Source organism: Mogibacterium diversum, assembly GCF_938028775.1.
GTDB lineage: Bacteria > Bacillota > Clostridia > Peptostreptococcales > Anaerovoracaceae > Mogibacterium > Mogibacterium diversum_A.
Genome location: NZ_CALIZG010000008.1, coordinates 36,739 through 53,612, shown reverse-complemented (window position 1 = coordinate 53,612; position 16,874 = coordinate 36,739). Strand labels below are relative to the sequence as shown.

The 16,874-nt window shown below is 39.1% G+C and carries 16 protein-coding genes; 15 read left to right on the top strand and 1 reads right to left on the bottom strand.

The genetic code is table 11. From position 1 onward, the window contains the following. The first annotated feature begins 61 nt into the window (after positions 1-61). Together Q7O90_RS01890 and Q7O90_RS01885 are read left to right on the top strand one after the other, a co-directional pair. Positions 62-421, top strand: coding sequence for a VOC family protein (locus Q7O90_RS01890; RefSeq protein ID WP_273451995.1), 360 nt, complete (start codon positions 62-64; stop codon positions 419-421). 337 nt (positions 422-758) lie between these two features. After that, complete coding sequence (locus Q7O90_RS01885; protein WP_304126765.1) at positions 759-1,559, top strand: MerR family transcriptional regulator; 801 nt, start codon at positions 759-761, stop codon at positions 1,557-1,559. 473 nt (positions 1,560-2,032) lie between these two features. Here the strand turns inward: Q7O90_RS01885 and Q7O90_RS01880 are convergent, their stop codons facing one another. Beyond that, the gene (locus Q7O90_RS01880; RefSeq protein ID WP_273135493.1) at positions 2,033-2,749 is read right to left on the bottom strand and encodes a TraX family protein; all 717 of its coding nucleotides are present in this window, start codon (positions 2,747-2,749) and stop codon (positions 2,033-2,035) included. Between the two features lie 347 nt (positions 2,750-3,096). Between Q7O90_RS01880 and Q7O90_RS01875 the strand changes: the two genes are divergently transcribed. From Q7O90_RS01875 to murD, 13 genes are all read left to right on the top strand, one after another. After that, on the top strand, positions 3,097-4,248 hold the full coding sequence (locus Q7O90_RS01875) for a double-cubane-cluster-containing anaerobic reductase (protein ID WP_304126760.1): 1,152 nt from the start codon (positions 3,097-3,099) through the stop codon (positions 4,246-4,248). A 74-nt stretch (positions 4,249-4,322) separates the two neighbouring features. Then, complete coding sequence (locus Q7O90_RS01870; RefSeq protein ID WP_304126757.1) at positions 4,323-5,255, top strand: D-alanyl-D-alanine carboxypeptidase family protein; 933 nt, start codon at positions 4,323-4,325, stop codon at positions 5,253-5,255. A gap of 4 nt (positions 5,256-5,259) precedes the next feature. Next, positions 5,260-5,574, top strand: coding sequence for a GIY-YIG nuclease family protein (locus Q7O90_RS01865; protein WP_330667025.1), 315 nt, complete (start codon positions 5,260-5,262; stop codon positions 5,572-5,574). A gap of 169 nt (positions 5,575-5,743) precedes the next feature. Beyond that, the gene (locus Q7O90_RS01860) at positions 5,744-7,183 is read left to right on the top strand and encodes an alanine/glycine:cation symporter family protein (RefSeq protein WP_304126753.1); all 1,440 of its coding nucleotides are present in this window, start codon (positions 5,744-5,746) and stop codon (positions 7,181-7,183) included. 146 nt (positions 7,184-7,329) lie between these two features. Then, positions 7,330-7,953, top strand: a complete 624-nt coding sequence (locus Q7O90_RS01855) for an SDR family oxidoreductase (RefSeq protein ID WP_304126751.1) — start codon at positions 7,330-7,332, stop codon at positions 7,951-7,953. A gap of 19 nt (positions 7,954-7,972) precedes the next feature. Then, positions 7,973-8,731: an acyl-[acyl-carrier-protein] thioesterase gene (locus Q7O90_RS01850; protein WP_304126749.1), complete on the top strand. Its 759-nt coding sequence runs from the start codon at positions 7,973-7,975 to the stop codon at positions 8,729-8,731. Positions 8,732-8,941: 210 nt separating this feature from the next. After that, positions 8,942-9,373 carry a division/cell wall cluster transcriptional repressor MraZ gene (mraZ, locus tag Q7O90_RS01845; RefSeq protein WP_106056592.1) on the top strand — a complete coding sequence of 144 codons (432 nt, stop codon included), beginning with the start codon at positions 8,942-8,944 and terminating at the stop codon, positions 9,371-9,373. An 8-nt stretch (positions 9,374-9,381) separates the two neighbouring features. Beyond that, positions 9,382-10,311, top strand: a complete 930-nt coding sequence (gene rsmH / locus Q7O90_RS01840) for a 16S rRNA (cytosine(1402)-N(4))-methyltransferase RsmH (protein ID WP_304126745.1) — start codon at positions 9,382-9,384, stop codon at positions 10,309-10,311. A 27-nt stretch (positions 10,312-10,338) separates the two neighbouring features. Next, positions 10,339-10,752, top strand: a complete 414-nt coding sequence (locus tag Q7O90_RS01835) for an FtsB family cell division protein (protein ID WP_304126742.1) — start codon at positions 10,339-10,341, stop codon at positions 10,750-10,752. A gap of 153 nt (positions 10,753-10,905) precedes the next feature. Then, positions 10,906-12,990, top strand: a complete 2,085-nt coding sequence (locus tag Q7O90_RS01830; protein WP_304126740.1) for a penicillin-binding transpeptidase domain-containing protein — start codon at positions 10,906-10,908, stop codon at positions 12,988-12,990. Positions 12,991-13,005: 15 nt separating this feature from the next. Continuing rightward, complete coding sequence (locus Q7O90_RS01825) at positions 13,006-14,445, top strand: UDP-N-acetylmuramoyl-tripeptide--D-alanyl-D-alanine ligase (RefSeq protein ID WP_304126736.1); 1,440 nt, start codon at positions 13,006-13,008, stop codon at positions 14,443-14,445. A 14-nt stretch (positions 14,446-14,459) separates the two neighbouring features. After that, complete coding sequence (mraY, locus tag Q7O90_RS01820) at positions 14,460-15,425, top strand: phospho-N-acetylmuramoyl-pentapeptide-transferase (RefSeq protein WP_304126733.1); 966 nt, start codon at positions 14,460-14,462, stop codon at positions 15,423-15,425. A 19-nt stretch (positions 15,426-15,444) separates the two neighbouring features. After that, a complete protein-coding gene (gene murD, locus Q7O90_RS01815) occupies positions 15,445-16,833 on the top strand; it encodes a UDP-N-acetylmuramoyl-L-alanine--D-glutamate ligase (protein WP_304126732.1) in 1,389 nt (462 codons plus the stop codon). Positions 16,834-16,874: the final 41 nt, after the last annotated feature.

Below are 16,874 nucleotides of genomic sequence, written 5' to 3'. Positions count from 1 at the left end.
ATGCTCTAGGAAATCATTAATACAATTGAATTTGTATTCTATTCAATTTAAAGGAGAAAACATGTTTACTTTTAACCATTTTAACTTCAACGTTTTAGATTTAGATCGTAGCCTTGAGTTTTACGATAAGGCGCTTGGACTAAAGCCAGTTAGAGAAAACCATGGCGACAACTTTACTTTAGTTTATCTTGGTGACGGTAAAACCGATTTTCAGCTGGAACTCACGTATTTACACGACCGCAAGGAGCCATATGAACTAGGAGAACTCGAGTATCATCTTGCAATGACTACTGATGATATCGAAGCTTCTGTTAAACTTCATGAGGAGTTAGATTGCATTGTCTTTGTTAATGAGGGGATGGGAATATATTTTATCGAAGATCCAGACGGATATTGGATTGAGATTATACCGGCAAAATAATGATTTAAAATGATGCTAAGTTGTTGTTTATCTATAACTTTCAACCTCTTTTGTAAAGTCGGTCGACTTATATTGAGACATTTAAGTAAATCTCTTACTTTTTGATTTAGGGTTATCGAGCAAATCACCTCTCTAATTTAAAAATAGTACAGATATATAACACGTCATTAAAAAATATAAGCTTATTTTTTAATGAAAATAATAAATTTAATTATATACTTAAAAAATACTCTATAAATTCAAATAGCTTTTAACCTCCTTGCACATAATAAAAACAATTCACATCGAACTCCCATCTATACGATATAATCATGCCAAAGGTTAATAGGGTGGGGATATGAAGTACACAATCGGAGAAGTAGCTAATTTCTTGCACTTATCCAGAGATATGATTCGCTACTATGAGAAAAGAGGCGTGATTGTCTCGGAGCGCAATGAAAGCAACAATTACCGCACCTATGACAATATGGCGGTTTTTGAGCTACTTGATACAATTCAGCACAAAAATCTTAATCTGAGCATTAGAGAAATCGAGGCGATGCGGCAGGGTGATTATGAACACAATATGTCGTGTTATCTGGATAGATATTATAATGAACTTAAGGGTGAATTAAGCTTTGGCACCACGCTTTTAAAACGCATAGAAGAACTCAAAGCTAGATATGAAGCGAGCAATCAAAGCATAGGTAGTTATTGGACAAAGAGTATGCCTGGTCGCTACAGGTACCACGTTGTGGATAGTATTGGTGGGGAATTTGGGCCCATAGAACTTGATTCATCCACCAGTGATGTATTGTTCTCAGATTGCGTAAATCCATTTGTGGATTATGGATTTAATTCAATCGACGATAAACAGTCGTGGTATGCAGATATATCAAAAAACTATATAGATGAGCTATCTATAGATTTGCCTCATGGATGCGAGTATGAGCCAGAGGGAATGTACCTGTGTTCACTTGAAAATATTGGATGTGTTAAAAAGTTTGATATGTCGGCAATCGATAGGTTCCGCAAGAACGCCTATGATCGCTACGGTGAAAAGATTGCAATAAATCCGGTAAGAGGTATTATTGCAAGCAGATTTAAAAGAGCAGGAGAACTCCACGTGGTAATAGAGCTTCAGACAAAGATAGGCTAGATAAAAACAGATTGTAGTGATATGGAAAACCTTGGTGTAATCCAAGGTTTTTCAATATCCAAATATTTTATTTATCATATCCAAATGTTTATTTGAATATGACGTTTCAAAACTGCAAAAAATATAATTTTTTTTGCGATAAGTAGCATAAAAAATACAAATAATCACTTGACACTAGAATAATTCCATACCATAGAATTAATTTACATAAAATAGGTAGAGTAATAGCGATATCCATTAGAATATTGCAGCTAGGACATCGCTTCAAAGGCATGCGCCCCAAACTGATGGGTGCTGGCCACATACTAACACAGGTCGAAATATTCCTAACTCCATATTTCGCACATGCAAAAAGGTCTGATTCCTAGAATCAGGCCTTTAGCATTTTATTTTCTTGAATTAAAGATGACATGTTTTAGATAACTATGCACCATGCATTTATATATTGTTAAAATACAGTGCTAGAAAATAATTTATATTCCCAATTTCATTCTAATTATCCCCAGTATTAGTAGGTGTACAGGATAGAATAAATAGTTCAAAAGCTTATACTGCTTTCCGCGTTCTCCGTTATAAGTGAGAACGAATCCATATCCAAGTAGTGCCCATGGTTCCTTGATCATCGAAACAAAACAGAATGGAATTGCCAGTAACTCTCTCCCGTGGAATAAATAGAAAAAGTATGCAATCAGGATTCCGTGGTAGTCATAGTCGACACTGAAGTACAAGGAGAGAGCGATGCCTGCTAGGATGACGAAAAGAGATGCGAGGTACCAAAAAGCCATATGTATAGACTTCATCTTTTCCTTAAGTATATCTATAATCCAGATTGTTATAAGCATGAGTGCAAGCGTAAACATCACGTTGCTCCAATTCTTTTCGTAGAATTCTGCGCTTGTAAACATGTCGAAGGGCACCTCAGAAATAGCTCCGAACAATAGGAGTGTTCCGAGGTATCGCCATTTATTTCGTGTTTTGAAATAACCCTCTACAAGTAGAAAGGCAAATATAGGGAAGGCAATTCTACCTAGTATATCAAATACATCGCTTAAGACATTCAGTTTTCCTCCCGTAAGATTCGGGTATATAAGAGCTTTGTTTGTATGATCTATCAGCATTGAAATAAATGCTATATACTTGAGCTGTGCACCAGACAAGACTTTCAGTTTTTGTAGTTTTGAACTGTCCATTATTAATTCTCCTAATCTCGTAATGAGTACATTTATTATCTGTAAATATAGCATTTAAAAACCGTTCTTCATAGTAGGTTGTGTGCAATTTAATAAATACTTAATAATGGGATATCCTGATACTAATTATTGAAAAATAAAAAATAATAACTGGCGATATAAAAAAGGCTTATAATCCTAGAAGTGCTGTAAAATACGCATTTATGAGATTGAATTTATGCATGGCCAGGTGTAAAATCCTCTAAAGTGAACTGATATAATTATTTTAAGAGTGCATTAGTGCTAGTAAAATGATTTATCGCATGCAACACGAATTTTGATACTTAAAGAGTAGGTGGAGAGTAGATATGGAAATTATTAAGGAATTACCGGAGGTATTTGAGGAGTTCTCGGAACAGAGAAGGAACTCATTCTTAAGCGTTAAAGAAATCAAGGAGTCGGGTACACCGGTTATAGGTGCATACTGCACATATTTTCCGCAGGAAGTTGCTATGGCAGCAGGGGCAGCGCCTATAGGTCTATGTTCTATGTCGGATGAAGCTATTCCTGATGCCGAAAAAGATTTGCCTGCAAACCTATGTCCGCTAATTAAGGCGAGCTATGGATTTGCAAAATCTGATAAGTGTCCTTATTTCCATTTTTCCGACGTAGTTGTAGGTGAAACGACTTGCGATGGTAAGAAGAAAATGTATGAGCTCATGTCTGATTTTAAGGAACTTTACCTAATGAATCTTCCTAATAGTCAGGACGAAGAAGGTAGGAAACTGTGGCGTGCAGAAGTAGTTAAGTTTATCAAGTATTTGGAAGAAAAGTTTGGTGTTGAAATTACAGAAGATAAGCTTCGAGATGCTGCAAGGCTCAAGAATAGGGAGAGAGATGCACAGAGAAAGATCTCTGAAGTGATGATACATGATCCAGCACCTATTACAGGAGAAAATCTATTCAATGCTGTATATGGCAGCACCTTTAAATTCGATAAAGAAGAACTTATCGGATCACTTAATGCCCTGACTAATCGAATAGAAGATGAATACAATCATGGCAATATGTTAGATAAGCGTTCTAGAATTTTAATAACAGGATGTCCGATGGGTAGTGGAACTATGAAGGTCGTGAATGCCATAGAAAATAATGGTGGCGTTGTTGTATGTTACGAGAATTGTTCTGGGTACAAGAATTTTGATAGACTTGTGGATGCAGAGGCTGATGATATAATAGGAGCGATAGCAGATAGATATCTTAAGATTGGATGTTCAGTGATGACGCCAAATGAGAATAGGTATGAACTGCTAGGGAGACTAATCGATCAGTATAATGTAGACGGAGTTATTGATATGTCACTTACTGCCTGTCTGACATATAATATTGAATCTAAATCGATAGGAAAATTCGTAACAGAGGAGAAGGGGATTCCGTACCTTAGCGTAGAAACGGATTATTCTAAGGCAGATGTAGGGCAGCTTAATACCAGAATTACTGCTTTTCTTGAGATGCTATAAAAGTATTTAGCTATCTCGGAAGCTGGTTTGAATTAGCATCATGCTTTCTGTAAGAATTTTAGTAAGAAGGTATATTGGAAACTAGATACGATAATAAGAATAAGAATAAAAGAAAAAGAATTTACATATGGATGACTATTGCAATCGTTGTGGTTGCAATAGTTTCTTTAATGTGGTTTTTTATCTCTGATAGAGGAACTGGAGAGTGCCGTAGCAGAAGCAAAGATATCTATAATAGCAAAAGTGTATATGTATACAACTTGACTGACGGCAAAGTAGAGATTGACGTTAACGGCAATAAGAAGCTGCCTATAGCATCGCTGACTAAGCTGATGACCTGCCGAAAAGCTCTCATAATTATGCGAAGTAAGGGGCTTGTCCTTGATGATAGCGGGCAAGTGAGTGAAGAAGCGGTTAAAATTGTCAAGCGGCAAAAAGAGTTTATGGTGGGTTATGATGTGGATGAGAGCACCGATTTAAATGATCTCTTCTATGCGATGATTATGCAATCTGATGGCGCGTGTGCAAATTCTATAGCTAGCATGATGGGGGGTAATATAAACCATTTTGTAAGTGAAATGAATGATGAAGCAAGTGTAATAGGGCTTTCTAATACGCATTACGAGACACCGGATGGTGTTTATAAGAGAGGGGAGTACTCGACTGCTTCAGACGTTGCGAAATTACTCAAGGAATCGCTATCGGATAAAGATTATTACAAAATTTTCACTACGCCGACTTATGTATCGACAAAGACTGAGCGTCACCCTGATGGCATAAAACTATCAAATGACGTTATTTCAGCATTTAATAAGCATAAGATTAAAAGTTTTAAGGTTATCGGTGGTAAGTTTGGATATACAAGAGAAGCTGGTAAGAGCATAGCTGTATTAGCGGAAAAGAATGGCAAAAAGTATATAGTCATTACATTGGGCTGCTATAACAAAGGCGGTAATCATGGTCATATGGATGATGTTCTAACAGCGATGAAAAAGATTAATGGGTAATTTTATGATTAATAATTATAAATCTTCACATGTAGAAATGTTTAAAAAGCTAAAAGCGCCTGAAAAAGACGGTTTCTACACATATATATTGCTTTGCGATGATGGTACTTTATACACGGGATGGACGGTAAATCTAGCTAAAAGAATTGATACTCACAATAGTGGAAATGGTGCAAAATACACTAGTATACGTGTCCCTGTAGACTTAGTGTATTACGAGGAGTTTGATAACAGAAACGAAGCGATGAGCAGAGAGTGGCACATAAAAAAGATGACAAGGGAAGCTAAAGTGCAGCTAATTACAAAGCTAGAATCATAGGTAATGCCATTTAAAATGATATACAAATAATAGACACATTATTTGTAGTGTGGTATAATTTTCACATTGATGCATGATTATTAGGGGAATCGTGCATCAACTTTTTGTACTAAAATACTTTTACTTTATACGTTACTACTATGCGGACTTATTATTAGGGAGAAAAAATATGGAAAATGCTATTAACAATATAGTGCTCATGATAAGTGATGTGCTATATAAGCCTTGGATTGTGCCACTGCTACTCCTTGCTGGTGGATTGTACTTTACAATTCGCACCAGATTCATGCAGATAAGCATGTTTAAGGATTCAATTAAAGTTGTATCTGAGAAACCTAAGAGTGAAAACGGTATTTCGTCATTCGGCGCGCTCATGGTTTCCACTGCATCTAGAGTCGGCACCGGTAATATCATCGGTGTTGCTACAGCTATTATCCTTGGCGGTGCCGGTTCGATCTTCTGGATGTGGATTACTGCCATTTTTGGTGGAGCGTCGGCATTTGTTGAGTCTACGCTTGCTCAGATTTACAAGAAGAAAAACAGCGATGGTTCTAGCTACGGCGGACCGGCATACTATATGCGAGATGCGATTAGGTTCAAAGGCCTCGGAAAGGCGCTCGGAGTATTCTTCTCTATAATCATAATATTTACATATGCAGTCGGCTATAATATGTTAGCCGCTTATAATCTGCAGTCAACATTTAGTACCTTCAGTTTCTATAATCAGAATTCACCAAAAGTTATCGGGGTAATCCTTGCACTTGCGTTTGGAGCGATAGTAATAGGTGGTGCAAAGAGGTTATCAGATGTAACAAAGATACTTGTACCGGTAATGGGAGTCATCTATGTTGGTGTTGCGCTTGTGGTTATTCTCATGAACGTCAAGAATGTTCCTCATATGTTCCATCTTATTTTTGCAAATGCTTTTGATTTCAAAGCAATCTTCGGTGGGTTCACGGGGTCTTGCATAATGTTTGGTGTAAAGAGGGGGCTATATTCTAACGAAGCAGGTATGGGATCTGCGCCTAATGCCGCCGCTACAGCAGATGTATCTCACCCTGTAAAGCAGGGACTTGTTCAGATGCTGTCGGTATTTATCGATACGCTACTTATCTGTTCAACAACTGCATTCCTATGCTTAATTACGGATGTAGATCCTCAGAAATATGTTGATGGAGATGCTGCAAACGCTGCGGGATACGTACAAGCTGCTATTCATTCGACACTCGGCAATTTCGGACCTATATTTATCGCTATATCGATGTTCTTCTTTGCTTTTACTACGCTAATTGGAAACTACTCATATTGCGAAGGGTGCCTGGCATTTGTACTGAAGAGAAATCTCAAGAGACAGGAAGCACTTGTGTTTAGATGTATTGCTATTGTGCTCATATATGTGGGTGCTGTGTCGCAGGCTGATCTCGTGTGGAATATGGCTGATATGGCACAAGGATTTATGGTAATTACTAACATGCCGGTAATTTTATTCCTAGGTGGAACTGCTGTTAGATGCTTGAATGACTACAGGAAACAGAAGCATGCTGGTCTTGATCCACATTTTATCGCTTCAGATATCGGAATACATGATGAGACGGACTTCTGGAAATAGTTGATTCGGTAGAGTCTAGAGATAACACATATTTGAATATATTAGGGACCGCTACTTGCAGAAGCATGTAGCGGTCTCTTGATGTTGTGTGGGGTAAGTGATAACATTAAAAATGTTCATAAGCAGTAGTGTTGGAGGTCTAAAACATGAGAAAGGGCAAACGCGTTCTTATAACAGATGGTGTAAATGCTTGTGGTGAGATGCTAGTGAGAAGCTTTGCATCGCACGGTGCATCTACAGCTTTCTTTTACAGCAATTCATACGACAAGGCCATTGCTCTTAGTAAAGAGGTAAGCGCACTTAATATTAGGTGTAAAATATCTAAACTTGATTCGCTGTGGTCAGCACTTGAAGTACTAAGAGGATATTTCGATGATGAGTTTGATGTGCTTGTGTTTAATATTGATATTTCTGACAATACTAGCTTCGACAATATGGATGGTGATAAATGGCGTAACATGGTGATTGCAGAGATTGATGGACTCTTCTATACGATTAGAGCTCTCAGACCGTTTCTGAATCGACGCTGTGGCAGTATTATAATAACAGCCGCAAAGAATGAGAACTCAGGGTTCGCATGCGATATACTCGAATCGTATATTAGGGGGTTGACAATATCTCTCTCTAAATCGCTGAATGATGCAAATATTAACGTCAATGCTATTATATATGAGAATGTAGAGGATGTGGGAACACATGTTGCAGATGCAACTAGGCAGCTTGCATCAAACAGCTCATCATTTATGACAGGGCAAATAATTCAACTGTAGAGTAGAAAAGGGGACTTATATGAGATTCAAGGCACATTATAATATCAGATCGTATGAAGTCGACCTACATGGTGCGCTTAAACCGATGCAGCTTATGCAGCTTCTTCAGGAATCTGGTGATAGACAGATGAGAGAAGAGGCGGTAGCATACGATGAGCTATATAACAAAGAGCATAAAGCTTTTGTGGTAAGCCGAATGAGTATTGAGGTGTTTAGACCAGTTGAAAAGTATTCCGACGTGGACGTAGAAACGTGGATTATTCCTGGTAAAGGTGCAAATTTTCCGCGTGGCTATGAAATGTATAAAGGTGGTCAGTTGGTTGCAAAAGCCATCTGCAACTGGGCTCTAGTTGATACCGTTACGGGAAAGCTTATAGCTAGCAAAGATTATGATATGGGTACCTATTCGATGGATGAGGCTCCGGAACTCTCGATTCCAAGGAGGTTTAGAATTCCTAAAGAACTAAAGTTTCAAGAGGTTGAGAGTTCTAAGGTGGCGATGTCGATGATAGACATTAATATGCATATGAATAATACTGTATATGCATCAAAGCTGTACGATAATATTGATGATGCAGAAAAGTATTTCATTACATCGATTAATCTTAGGTACGTTCACGAAGCACCGCTGGGTAGCGAGTTTAAGGTTTATCGCAGTGATGCTGTGGATCCTGGCGAAATGGATTATAGGGCGGAAAAGCTAATATATTTTTATACAGAAGCAGATGGAATGTTAAATCTTGAGGCAGCCGTAGGACTTAAAAAAGTTATTATCTAAAAGTATATTTTTGCTCATTTTATTATAGAGTATTAAATGAATTTATGATGGAAGACTGGACTTTGAACAGTCTTCTTTTTTATGAAAAAAATCAGTGAGATTACTGAAAAATACATAAAAATACCAATAAAGTGTTGAATTGTGGAGAGAAGTGGTTTAAAATGGAGAAGCAAATATAAAAAATAGAATTTGTGTGCAAAGAGGGAAGATATGTTTACCGGGACTTATGAAAATTCAATAGACAGCAAGAACCGGTTAATCATTCCGGCAAAGTACAGAAACCAGCTTGGCGGGGAGTGCGTTCTATCAAGAGGGTATGACCGCTGCATCTACATCTATACGATGGAAGATTGGGGACTGTTAGTAGAGAAATTAAAGGAACTTAGACAGTCAGATCCAGCTATACGAGAGTTCATAAGGAAATTATTTTCACAGGCAAGTGAATGTAAGCTTGATTCACAGGGACGCGTGATAGTTCCTGCCAACCTCAAGAGTTATGCAAGGATAGATAAAGATTTAGTAACCCTTGGGGCTATGGATAAGATAGAGGTTTGGAGTAAGGAAATCTTCAATGAAAACGAGGATGATAATCCTATGGATGATGAAGATTTCATAGCGAAATTAGCTGAGTATGGACTGTAGGAGAGATGATGACGTTTGAACATGTGCCAGTTTTATTCAATGAGGTTATCGATTCGCTCAATATAAAAGTGAATGGAACTTATATGGATGGCACAGTTGGAGGAGCTGGTCACTCTTCAGGAATCTGCGAGAAACTCAGTGCGGACGGCCGCCTGGTGGCGGTTGATAGAGACAGTGTTGCGCTTGAAACCGCGATGGAGAGGCTGAGTAAGTTCAGTTGTAAGAAGACGTTTATTCATGCAAATTATAGTGATGTCGACAAGATAAGAACTGAAATTTGTAAAGTTGATGGGATACTTTTGGATTTAGGGGTTTCCTCTTATCAACTGGATACAGCAGAGCGAGGGTTTTCGTACATGCACGATGCCCCTATGGATATGCGTATGAATGAAGATGATATGTTCACAGCAGCGACCGTTGTAAATGAATATTCAGAAGCCGAGCTTTTTCGAATTATCAAGGAGTACGGCGAAGAACGTTGGGCGTCACGCATAGCTAAGTTCATAGTTAAGGCGAGAGATGAAAAATATATAGAGACCACGGGACAACTGGTAGATATTATAAAGGCTGCTATTCCAGCCTCAGCAAGACGAACAGGACCTCATCCGGCAAAGAGAACATTTCAAGCGATAAGGATAGAGGTAAATGGAGAGCTAGAACATCTAAAGCTAGCGATGGAGAAACTTCCTGAGCTGTTAGCACCTGGCGGAAGAATGTCTGTTATAACATTTCATTCGCTAGAGGACAGAATAGTAAAGGATGCATTTAACAAGAGAGTAAATCCATGCACATGTCCGCCAGAACTACCTGTGTGTGTATGTGGCAAAGTGGCAGATGTAAGAAAGGTTACGAGAAAACCAATAGTAGCAAGCGAACAAGAGCTTGAGGAGAATCCGAGAGCAAGAAGCGCCAAGCTAAGGGTTATCGAAAAAATTTAAGGGTATTCAGTAAGGGAGAAGAAGGAAATGCAGGTTGCGACTAACGTAGCAGGGACAATGAATGGTGGAGTTCGCGTTGAAAGAAGGAGCTCTAGCAATATCAATCGTAGCACAAGAGCAAAGCAGAATTCGAGGATGCTTGCTATAGTTATTATTGCGGGAATCATGTGTCTAATGATGGTGGTTATGTCCGCATTTGCGGCAAATCTCAATCAAGAGAACAACCAGCTACAGAAGAAAAATGACTATATTCAAGCAGAGGTTGATTCACTGAACACAAAGATAAACGATGCAAGCAATATTAATAAAATTGAGAAGATTGCAACTGAGAAATACGGAATGGTACATTCTGAGTCGCAGAATTGTATAACTATTGGAGATTCAAAATCTTCTAGCAAGACAAACCTAGCATCGGCAATCAAGGATGAAGCTTATGAATAAATAGTTCAATTGATTATAATGCCACTGATCCTAAATTGGATCGGTGGCTTTTTTCAAATATATGTACAGTAAATATACAAAAAACGACTAGATATGGTATATAATGTAGATTGTAGTGTTGCGGATAATTTAGAGAATAATTAGGAGAATTTGATGGCTAAGTTCCACAATCCTTTAGATAAAAAGAATAAGAAGGCTTCAGGTAAAGGCAAGGTGACCAGAACAACTACCAATACCGCTAATCGCAAGGCTGTAAGTACCGCGGTAACTGCTGAAAATAAAAGCAGACTTGGTTTTGGGTTTCTAGCAATCGTAGTATGCTTTACGATTCTGATATTTCGCCTAGCATTCTGGCAGGTTATTAAGGCTGATGATCTAAATGCAAAAGCTGCTGAAATGCAGAAGATAGATACAGAACTTGATCCCGTAAGAGGTAATATTTATGACAGGAATAAAAAAGTTCTAGCTCAGACAGTCACAAAGTACGAACTTTACGGATATTCGCTTAACCTGTATAAGAAAAAGGGTTTGGATAGTGCTACGAAAGAGAAAAATCTACGTGACTTATCTAAACTATCTGGCGATAGCCGTAAGGAAATGAAGAAAAAGCTTTCAGGCAAAGATAATCTAGTCTTACTTGCAAAAGGGCTTGATCAAAGTCAAGTCAATAAGGCTCAGAAAGAATGGGGAGATGATATTGTAGTAAAGACAAAAGTTACTAGATCATATCCTAATGGTACATTTGCATCTACACTCCTTGGGTCGGTAGACAGCAAAAATACTGGACTTAACGGCCTGGAATATCAATATAATGAGAAACTTGCCGGAATCAAAGGGCGAGTGGTTAGAACGACTGATATATATGGCAATGCGCTTTCTGTAGGTAGTAGCAAATATTATTCCCCTCAGAATGGTGATAGCCTTGTGACGTCGATAGATGAAGTAATTCAGCACTATGTTGAAGACGCAATTGCTGAGGGCATGGATGACACTGGAGCAGAGTCAATTACATGCATAGTTATGGACCCGCGTACAGGAGACATACTAGCTATGGCAAGTACTCCAAGCTATGATCCTAACAACCCATACACACCGTCAGGTGATGAAGCGAAGAAGTTTAAATCTCTCAGTACTAAGGAGAAGAGTGCTTACCTTAGTAGAATGTGGACCAATCCAGCTGTAAGTGGGCTTTATGAGCCTGGATCGACATTTAAGCTGATAACATCTTCGTCTGCTATCGAATCTGGAACCACAACCGATTCGTCTAGATATAGTTGTCCTGGATATATCAATGTGGATGGAACAAAATTGAATTGCTGGAGTCCAGTTCCACACGGAACTCAAAATATCACTGAAGCGGTTGGAAATTCATGCAACCCTGCACTAGCTAGAGTTGCCCTCGATATGGGGAAAATTAACTTCTACAAGTATATAGATATCTTCGGGTTTACTCAGAAGACGAGAGTGGATTTGCCTGGAGAAGCTGACCCAATAATTAAGAATAAGAATAATGTGAGCAACGTTGATCTTGCCACAATGGGATATGGACATGGAATAGCTATTTCCCCAATCCAGCTGATGACTGCTATAAATTCACTTGGTAATGACGGAATAATGATGCAACCTAAAGTAGTAAAGGAAATCATAGGTCCTGATGGCAAGGTTAAGAAAGTAATTAAAAATAGACGTCTAAGACAGACAATTTCAAAGTCTACTGCCGATAAGATGCGTTCTATCATGGAGTACTACGTATCAGATGGTGGCGGTACAAGCGCATATCTAGCTGGATATAGGGTCGGAGGCAAGACGGGTACTGCAAATATCGCTGAGAATTCAGGATACTCTGAACAGACCATAGCTTCGTTTATAGCTATGGCACCGATGGATAATCCTCAGGTATCAATTCTCGTTATGGTAACGAGACCTAAGAAGAGCCGTTACGGTGCAGCCAATGCCGGTCCTATAGTCAAGAAAATCCTCGAAAAGACACTTGTGTATAAGGGCATAGAGCGTAAATACTCGAAGAGCGAGAAGAGCGCCATAGCCAAAGCAGAGATTTCTGTCCCTGATGTTACAGGTCTTAATAGCAGTGAGGCGATAAGCAAGATTACTGCTGCAGGTCTAAAGTCTAAAAAGATGCCAGAAGGAACTGGCGATTCATTCGTTGTAATCGATCAGTACCCTAAGAAAGGCGATAAGATTGCTAAAGGCGGCACGGTATACATTTATAGTGAATAATTAAGGACTAGTTTAATGAAGAAAACAGGAATTAAATATATTCTTGAATCCATGCACGGTGCAAAGCTTATATCTGACGCGGGTTCGAAAGAGGTCACTAGCGTTGCGATTGATTCAAGACAGGTGAAATCAGGAACACTATTTTTTGCTGTTATAGGTGAGAGAAATGATGGCCATGACTTTCTACCAGCAGTTAAGGAAAGTGGATGTCTTGCAGCGGTAGTTTCCAATCCCGATTGGGCTAATAAGATTGCCGAAACCGGTGATATGACGGTAATCCTAGTGAATAATACCAGAGATGCGCTCATGCAGCTTGCAAAACAGTATATCGCAGACTGGAATGATTTAATCAAAGTTGCCGTTACAGGCAGTGTTGGCAAGACGAGTACGAAAGATTTTCTGGGAGCAGTACTTTCTGCAAAATACAAGACTGGGAAGACGCCAGGCAATCTTAACAGCGATTATGGAGTGCCGCTAACAGTGTTTGGATTCGCAGAAGATATTGAAGCTGCTGTTATCGAAATGGGAGCTGGAGAATCTGTACACATCAGCGAACTTGCTAATATTGTTAGGCCGCAGATAGGTGTGGTAACAAATGTGGGGACTTCACACCTAGAAGTATTCGGAACGCGTGAGAATTTATCTGTTGAAAAGCTAGGTATCACGAAATACTTTAATAACAAAAAAACTGTTATCGTAAATTCTGATTGTGACATGCTTACTAGACAGAAAGTCAGCAAAATAGTGCCTCCTGACACGGAAATCCTAACAGTAGGAAGTAAAGATGACGATAATTTTATATTCCACGATATTAAAGACGATGGGATAGATGGTGTTAGTTGTATACTAGATGTTCAAACAGGTGATGGAGATTACGACGGAACATTCGAACTCACCATACCAGTAGTTGGATCACATAATCTCGGTAACGCTGCACTTGCAGTCGCTGCGGGTACCAGGCTCGGTATCAGACCGAAAGATGCGATTTTGGCTTTGGCTAACACGCATTTTTCATCAGGGCGCCTTGAGATTGATAGACATGATAATCTAACAATTATTAACGACGCATACAATGCTAGTCCGGAATCTATGAAAGCAGGAATCAAGATGCTTATGGCATCTAAAGCAGAAAGGCATGTGGCGATACTTGGTGACATGTTTGAACTTGGTGATGATTCGGTAGAGCTCCATAGAAGCGTGGGAACATACGCTGCAGGTGCTGGCCTAGAGTTACTAATAACAATTGGATCAAATGCTGAGGCGATTGCTAGTGCAGCGGAAGAAGCATTCATAGGAGCTGAGCATAATATAGCTAGTAAGACGAGAGTGATCTCGTACAAAGATAAAAATGAGGCGATTAAGGACATTAACACAATGCTTCATAAGGGTGATTTAATTTTAGTAAAGGCATCCCGCGGTATGAAGTTAGAAGAAGTTATTTCAGCTATTATTTAGCAAGGAAGAGGTATATGAATATTTCACTTGTATTTGTTTTTATAGTATCATTGCTCATTTCGACGGTGGGGACCAAACTTCTGATTCCATTTCTTAAACAGAAGCAGTTTGGCCAATTCATTCGAGAAGAAGGACCGGAGGCACACAAAAAAAAGGCTGGGACACCAACTATGGGTGGTGTCATGATAGTTCTTGGAATTGCCGCCGGGCTTGCCACCGGGATAGTCACTAACGGAGATGCAGCTGATACCTTTGCAATAATCCTTACTATGCTTGTATTTGGTGCTATAGGGTTTCTTGATGACTTTGAGAAAATTGCCAAGAAGAATAATCTAGGACTAACAGCAAAGCAGAAGATATTGCTGCAAGTATTGCTTAGCCTTGGGATAGGGCTATACATGATACTTGGTGGCAATGGTACGGATGTGCTAATCCCGTTTGTCAATATATATGTGAATTTCGGATTGCTTTTCATGCCTTTCGTAATTTTGACAGAAGTCGCTATGTCAAACGGAGTTAATCTGTCCGATGGACTTGATGGTCTCGCGTCTTCAGTAACGCTTGTTGTAGCAATCCTTTTTGCAGTAGTTGGGTACACTCACGATGTATATATACTAACGGTCAGTGGACTAGCTATTGCAGGCTCTCTGATTGGTTTCTTATTTTTCAATAAGTACCCAGCCAAGATATTCATGGGCGACACAGGATCAATGGCTCTAGGAGGTGTCCTTTCTGCGATTGCCATAGTAAGTAAAACTGAATTCCTGCTTCCTATTGCAGGAATTATATATGTATTGGAATCTCTTTCAGTTATTATTCAGGTAGCATATTTCCGAAAGACTGGTGGAAAGAGGTTCTTTCGCATGGCACCTATTCACCACCATTTTGAACTCGGTGGTATGAAAGAGTACAACGTAGTAAAACTATTTACACTCGTAACGATATGCTCGAGTGTAATTGCATATTTCTCAGTTGCTTAGAACTGGTGAGGAGTGGATTATGAGTTATACAGTTGATGAATACAGAAGAGAAGTCTCCGATAAAAAAATCCTTGTTGTAGGTATGGGTCGCTCTGGGATGGCGGCTGTAAAAGAGCTCCATGCTCTTGGCTCGACAGTAACAGCACAGGATATCAATACAATAGAAAATATAGACCCTAAATTCATAACATTCCTAGATAGAGAGGGTATAGAATATTATTTTGGATCAACACCAGAGCATATGGGCAGTTTTGACATCGTCGTGCTTAGTCCGGGAGTGAATCCTAATCTTTCATTCCTTAATGATGGAAGAAACCATGGGGTAGAAGTAATTGGCGAACTAGAGATGGCATATAGACTATCTTATGGTAAGTTTGTAGCGATTACCGGAACTAATGGTAAGACGACGACTACAAGTTTGGTAGGTAAAATTTTTGAGGAGTCTGGCAGGAAGTACACTGTAGTTGGTAATATAGGTGTTGCTACTATTTCAAAGGTGCAGGATTCAACAGATGATGAATGGATGATAACCGAGACTAGCAGTTTTCAACTTGAAACAGTTTCAAAATTCAAGCCTGTAGTATCCGCAATACTTAACTTTACTCCGGATCACCTTAATAGACACGGTAGTATGGAAGCTTATGGTGCTTGTAAGGCGGCGATAGGCAAGAACCAGACTTCTGATGAGTACATGGTTATAAACTATGATGATAAGGCATGTCTTGCTCTTGGCGATAATACGAAGGCAAGGCTAGTACCATTTAGCAGAACAGAAGAGCTTGACTTTGGGGCATATATAGACGATAGCTATATAGTAATCAGAGATGAAAATGGAATAGTTCATCAGATCTGTAGCAAGGATGAGCTTAAAATAATCGGTAACCACAACATAGAGAATGCTCTTGCTGCAGCTGCAATTTCGTTTTTTGCTGGTATTGATGCGGCTGTCATCGCTGGTGCACTTAAGAAATTCCCTGGTGTTGAACATAGAATAGAATACTGCGGTATTGTCGATGGGGTAAAGTTTTATAACGATTCAAAGGGAACGAATGTAGATGCTTCAATAATCGCGTTAAAGGCCTTAGAGAGGGATATCATCTTGATTGCAGGCGGAGATGGAAAAGCACAAGATTTTACGGAGCTAGGCGAAAACCTGCTTGGTCGCGTAAAAGCGCTTATTTTACTAGGTAGAGATGCAAAAGAGATTGAGAAGGCAGCTAGGGCTGCTGGATTCTCAAATATCTACCATGAAAATGATATGAATGATTGTGTAAAGAGAGCGCATAAACTCTCTGAATCAGGCGACAAAGTGCTATTATCACCTGCTTGCGCAAGTTGGGATATGTACGATAATTATGAGCAACGCGGTGACCATTTTAAAAACTGTGTAAATCAACTGCTAAGATAGTAGTTAGTGTTCATTAAAGTTTGGGATAGAGGGAAGCCAAA

Excerpts from the sequence above, each read along its gene's own strand:
- Q7O90_RS01860 (WP_304126753.1), top strand. The coding sequence starts at position 5,744 with ATGGAAAATGCTATTAACAATATAGTGCTCATGATAAGTGATGTGCTA.
- Q7O90_RS01865 (WP_330667025.1), top strand. The coding sequence starts at position 5,260 with ATGATTAATAATTATAAATCTTCACATGTAGAAATGTTTAAAAAGCTA.
- Q7O90_RS01880 (WP_273135493.1), bottom strand. The coding sequence starts at position 2,749 with ATGGACAGTTCAAAACTACAAAAACTGAAAGTCTTGTCTGGTGCACAG.
- Q7O90_RS01855 (WP_304126751.1), top strand. The coding sequence starts at position 7,330 with ATGAGAAAGGGCAAACGCGTTCTTATAACAGATGGTGTAAATGCTTGT.
- Q7O90_RS01830 (WP_304126740.1), top strand. The coding sequence starts at position 10,906 with ATGGCTAAGTTCCACAATCCTTTAGATAAAAAGAATAAGAAGGCTTCA.
- Q7O90_RS01835 (WP_304126742.1), top strand. The coding sequence starts at position 10,339 with ATGCAGGTTGCGACTAACGTAGCAGGGACAATGAATGGTGGAGTTCGC.
- Q7O90_RS01825 (WP_304126736.1), top strand. The coding sequence starts at position 13,006 with ATGAAGAAAACAGGAATTAAATATATTCTTGAATCCATGCACGGTGCA.
- murD (WP_304126732.1), top strand. The coding sequence starts at position 15,445 with ATGAGTTATACAGTTGATGAATACAGAAGAGAAGTCTCCGATAAAAAA.
- mraY (WP_304126733.1), top strand. The coding sequence starts at position 14,460 with ATGAATATTTCACTTGTATTTGTTTTTATAGTATCATTGCTCATTTCG.
- mraZ (WP_106056592.1), top strand. The coding sequence starts at position 8,942 with ATGTTTACCGGGACTTATGAAAATTCAATAGACAGCAAGAACCGGTTA.
- Q7O90_RS01885 (WP_304126765.1), top strand. The coding sequence starts at position 759 with ATGAAGTACACAATCGGAGAAGTAGCTAATTTCTTGCACTTATCCAGA.
- Q7O90_RS01890 (WP_273451995.1), top strand. The coding sequence starts at position 62 with ATGTTTACTTTTAACCATTTTAACTTCAACGTTTTAGATTTAGATCGT.
- rsmH (WP_304126745.1), top strand. The coding sequence starts at position 9,382 with ATGACGTTTGAACATGTGCCAGTTTTATTCAATGAGGTTATCGATTCG.
- Q7O90_RS01875 (WP_304126760.1), top strand. The coding sequence starts at position 3,097 with ATGGAAATTATTAAGGAATTACCGGAGGTATTTGAGGAGTTCTCGGAA.
- Q7O90_RS01850 (WP_304126749.1), top strand. The coding sequence starts at position 7,973 with ATGAGATTCAAGGCACATTATAATATCAGATCGTATGAAGTCGACCTA.